Source organism: Campylobacter sp. BCW_6889, from assembly GCF_001762535.1.
Classification (GTDB): domain Bacteria; phylum Campylobacterota; class Campylobacteria; order Campylobacterales; family Campylobacteraceae; genus Campylobacter_D; species Campylobacter_D jejuni.
The window spans coordinates 1-4,502 of sequence record NZ_MJWZ01000014.1; the positions used below are offsets into that span (position 1 = coordinate 1).

Below are 4,502 nucleotides of genomic sequence, written 5' to 3' on the forward strand. Positions count from 1 at the left end.
AAGCTCTAAATAATCATCAGGATCTAAAAACATCAAATACTCACTATTTGAATGTTTAACACCATTATTTCTGGCTGCAAAGGTGCCTAGGTTTGTTTTATTATGGATTATTTTTATTCTTGTATCTTTTTTGGCATATTCTTTAGCTATTTCTATACTTTTGTCATTTCCACAATCATCCACAACGATTATTTCTATATCTTTAAAGGTTTGATTTATGCAACTTTCCAAAGCTCTTGCTATATATTTTTCTACATTATAGGTGGGTACAATTATTGAAATTTTAGACATTATTTTTCTTAAAAAGTTTTTTAGGATGGCGCAAATAAAATATTGCTTTATTTTTTATATTAGCTAAAAGAAGAAATTTATCATGATATTTATCATAAAAATTAAAATTATAATTTAATTTAAGACATAAAGTAAAAATATTGTGCTTTTGAAGCAAAAATCCATAAACACCATGCTGATAAAAATGATTTTTATTTAAATCATATGTTTTCCACATTTCGGAAAATAAGTGTAAACAAGGTCTACCTGCATCAAAAACTTGTCCCTTGTCTATAAAATTTTTAACTTTATACCACGGAATTTGACAAGTTTGTTTATAATCCCATTTATATTTACCTAAATTCCATTTTTCAACCTGTTCTGCTAAAAACCAAGGACCTATTACTCCCCAAGGAATAATTTTTTTATTATCTATAATCTTTTTTGCTTCTTGTATAAGATTTTTCCCAAAATCCGAATTTTTAGGAAATTTTAAAAATGATGTTGTAATTCTTGGTTTAGTTTCATCTTTGTCAATCTCCTGAGTAAAAATATATTCTTGACTTAAGTCCATATGATTTAAACAAACCATATCTAAATCTACCCAAAGAGCATCTCTTTGATATAAAAGATTAAACCTAAAATAATCCGAAAAAGCAGCCACTCCAGCTCCTCTATCATCACTAAAATATTCTTCAAAAGGCACAATCTCATTTGCATCTTTAAGCATAAAATTATCAAACAACTCTTGGAATTTTAAAAAGATTTTATCTTCTAAATTATAAGTATACAAATGGAATTTATATCCATGATCAAGCCAAGATTTAATCGTAAGAATTTCCATCAAACCTATACCCTTATAGCCTTTAGGAGTATACCAAAAACTTGAAATTTCAGTCATTATTAGCCTTCTAGTGTTAAAAAATACGAAAATTTAATTATATAAAATCTAATCTTAAATTCTATTTTTTAAATCCATCTCTTCTTTCTTTAAAACCTCAAGCAACTTTTGATGAAAGGTATCATTTTTAAAGTCTAAAGAAAGCTTTTTTATCAGCTCATTACTTTTCTTTTTATCATAATAATTTTGATTTAAAATTTCTTTATTTTTGTTTTCATATCTTCCATTTGGATTAAATTCATAATGATAAATACAAGTTTTAAAAACGGCTATTTTCTCACAAAACATAAAATAAACATAACAAAAAAGCACATCTTCACCATAACTCAAACGCTCATCTATTTTAATTTTTTCAAAACTTTTTAAGATGATATCTCTTCTAAAGCACTTCGCCCAAACCGACCAGCAAAAATGCCTTTGTTTGTTTAAAAATTCTAAAATTTCCTTTTGATTAAAAACTTCATCTTGTTTAAAACGATAAAATTGCTTGGTTTTTACCCTATGCACAAAGGCATCAAAACAAAGTAAATTAAAACCTTTTTTCATCTCTTTAAACGCTATTTCACAAGCATTAAGCGTCAAAAAATCATCACTATCTAAAAACATTATAAAATCAGAACTAGAATGCAAAACCCCCAAATTTCTACTTGCAAAAGTGCCTAAATTTTCTTCATTTTGAAAGATTTTTATTCTTGGATCTTTTTTTGCAAATTCTAAAACAATATTTAAACTATTATCTTTACTTTTATCATCGATGATCAAAATTTCAATATCTTTTAAAGTCTGATTTATGCAACTTTGCAAAGCTCTTGAGATAAAATCACAAGAATTAAAAAGCGGGATTATGATCGAAAGTTGTGGCATATTTTTCCTAAATTTTGTTAAAATAATAAAAACAATTCTATCAAAGTTTAGGAAATTTATGAAAATTTTTATACACCTTCCCACTTGGCTAGGCGATGCAGTGATGGCTTCGCCTGCTTTATACACCATAAAAGAACACTTTAAAGATGCTCAATTTATCCTTTATGGCTCTTTGGTTTCCACAGCACTTTTTAAAGAATTTCCTAATTCTAAAATCATCATAGAAAATAAACAATCTCGCTATAAACAAGCTCTATCTTTACGCAAAGAACTTGGTAAAATCGATCTTAGCTTTGCTTTTAGATCTGCGTTTTCTTCTAAGATTATCTTACATATTCTTAAAACAAAACAAAGATATTTTTTTGACAAAAACAAGCACAAAGAAGAACATCAAGTTTTAAAATACCTTTATTTTATAGAAAACTCACTTAGTATAAAAGCTCATTTTAAAAACTTAAAACTTCCCTTTAAGCTAAAATTTCAAAACCCTCTTGTCTTAAAAAATGGTAAAAAAATTCTAGGACTCAACCCTGGAGCAAGCTTTGGAAGTGCAAAAAGATGGGATGCGAGTTATTTTGCTAAAGTGGCTTTAAATTTCAGCCAAAGTCATGAAATTTTAATCTTTGGCGCAGGAAAAGCCGAACAAGAACTTTGTAATGAAATTTATCAAATTTTAAAAGAACAAAACATAAAAGTAAAAAATCTTTGCAATAAAACCACCATCAAAACCCTTTGTCAAAATATCGCTTTTTGCGATCTTTTCATCACAAACGACAGTGGTCCTATGCACATAAGTGCGGTTTATAAGGTAAAAACCGTGGCTATTTTTGGTCCTACAAAATTTACCCAAACTTCACCTTGGCAAAATCAAAACGCAAAATTAGTGCATTTAGATCTAGCTTGCATGCCTTGTATGCAAAAAACCTGTCCTTTAAAACACCACAAATGCATGAAAGATTTAAAGCCTGAAGTGATTTTAAAAGCAATTCAAAATTTAATTAATATCTAATTTTTTCTTAACATAAAAAGTATAAGATAGTTTTAAAATATTTCTATAAAGTCTAAAAATTTCTCTAATAATTTTTCTGTAAAATTTAGTCTTCAAAAATAAACGTCCAGCTTGAGAAATTGAACTTTCTATTCTGCAATCATGTTTTAATAATAAAGGCTTTTTAACTATACTCAACACATTATGTCTATAAAACATATCCATATAATCATCTACAGCATAGATCCAATTTTTAGCATATTTAAGAAATTTCATTGCAGCACTTACTTGCAGTACATAACCTTGAGTTCCAGCAAGTTTTTCAAAACTTAAATAATATCCACTCTCGTTCAAAAAATACAATCTTTTATCAAATAAATAACAAAGTCTTATATATTCATATTTGCTCTTTAACAGCTCATCTATATATTCTACCCCATGATTTAAAAATTCATCACTAAATTCCACATCATCTTCTAGGATGATTATAGGCTTATCAAGCTTCACACATTCTTGCCAAAGTTTATAATGGCTAGCAAAACAAGCTTTTTCTCCATCAGAAAGCTCTCTACCTAATACCCAAGAAGCCCACCAAGGAAAATGATCTTTAAATTCCAAATGTTCTTTATTTTTAGCATCAATAGCTTTAAAGAAAATAAATTCTAATTTATTTTTTAAACTAGGATTTTTTTCAAAAAGCTTTTGAATTTGTTTTTGCATATGCTCTTTTCTATCCAAAGAACGCTCTAAATTTATGATAAAAACTTTCATTAAAAGCTCTCATCTATGATCTGACAAAGTGCGTGTATGATCAAAATGTGCATTTCTTGAATTCTAGCCGTATCATCGCTTGGCACGACAAGATTATAATCACAAAGCTTATTCATCATTCCACCACCTTTTCCGCTAAGCCCTAAACAAAGCATATTAAGTTCTTTTGCTTTTTTAAAAGCTTCTAAAACATTAGGGCTTTTTCCACTCGTTGAAATACCGATTAAAATATCATTTTCATTTCCTAAAGCTTCCACTTGTCTTGAAAAAACAAACTCAAAACCATAGTCATTTCCTATAGCACTAAGTGCTGAAGTATCGGTTGTAAGTGCTATACCTGCTAAAGCCTTGCGTTCTTTTTTATAACGCCCACTGAGTTCAGCTGCAAAATGCTGTGCATCAGCTGCACTTCCACCATTTCCACAAATCAAAATCTTGCCACCTTTTTTAAGACATTCACATAAAAGCTCACCTATTTTAGCGATTTGTCCTTTTAAAATTTCACTTTCTTGAACGATTTTTTGATGTTCTTGCCATTCTTTTTCTACTAAATTTATCATTTTTTATCCTTAATCTTTTCTATGATCTTACTTGTGCTAAATCCTTCTTCAAAGTCGATTAATTTAACTTTTGAAACAATATCCGTACCCACAACAAGCTTATCTTTATAATCAGCTCCTTTAACCAAAATATCGGGTTTTAAAAAGC

General features: G+C 28.5%; 6 protein-coding genes and 1 pseudogene. 1 reads left to right on the forward strand and 6 read right to left on the reverse strand.

What is annotated here, in order from left to right; translation table 11 throughout:
* The 3 genes from AJ939_RS01155 to AJ939_RS01165 form a co-directional block, all read right to left on the reverse strand.
* On the reverse strand, positions 1-291 hold a 291-nt coding region (locus tag AJ939_RS01155; RefSeq protein ID WP_148115608.1), incomplete at its 3' end, for a glycosyltransferase family 2 protein.
* Positions 284-1,171 carry a hypothetical protein gene (locus tag AJ939_RS01160; RefSeq protein WP_070240095.1) on the reverse strand — a complete coding sequence of 296 codons (888 nt, stop codon included), beginning with the start codon at positions 1,169-1,171 and terminating at the stop codon, positions 284-286. The genes AJ939_RS01155 and AJ939_RS01160, both read right to left, overlap by 8 nt.
* Before the next feature lie 54 nt (positions 1,172-1,225).
* Positions 1,226-2,035, reverse strand: a complete 810-nt coding sequence (locus AJ939_RS01165; protein ID WP_070275940.1) for a glycosyltransferase family 2 protein — start codon at positions 2,033-2,035, stop codon at positions 1,226-1,228.
* Positions 2,036-2,093: 58 nt separating this feature from the next.
* On the opposite strand from AJ939_RS01165, the gene waaF reads away from it, so the two are divergent.
* Positions 2,094-3,044 carry a lipopolysaccharide heptosyltransferase II gene (waaF, locus tag AJ939_RS01170; protein WP_070240092.1) on the forward strand — a complete coding sequence of 317 codons (951 nt, stop codon included), beginning with the start codon at positions 2,094-2,096 and terminating at the stop codon, positions 3,042-3,044.
* Here waaF and AJ939_RS01175 read toward each other — a convergent pair.
* The 3 genes and pseudogenes from AJ939_RS01175 to AJ939_RS11050 form a co-directional block, all read right to left on the reverse strand.
* Entirely contained in the window at positions 3,030-3,794 is a 765-nt protein-coding gene (locus AJ939_RS01175; protein WP_044780791.1) for a glycosyltransferase family 25 protein, read from the reverse strand. The two genes, waaF and AJ939_RS01175, sit on opposite strands and share 15 nt — an antisense overlap.
* Positions 3,794-4,354, reverse strand: a complete 561-nt coding sequence (gene gmhA / locus AJ939_RS01180) for a D-sedoheptulose 7-phosphate isomerase (protein WP_070275941.1) — start codon at positions 4,352-4,354, stop codon at positions 3,794-3,796. Before gmhA ends, AJ939_RS01175 begins: the two co-directional genes overlap by 1 nt.
* Positions 4,351-4,502, reverse strand: a pseudogene (locus AJ939_RS11050) (bifunctional heptose 7-phosphate kinase/heptose 1-phosphate adenyltransferase); the annotation flags it as partial. The gene gmhA and the pseudogene AJ939_RS11050, both read right to left, overlap by 4 nt.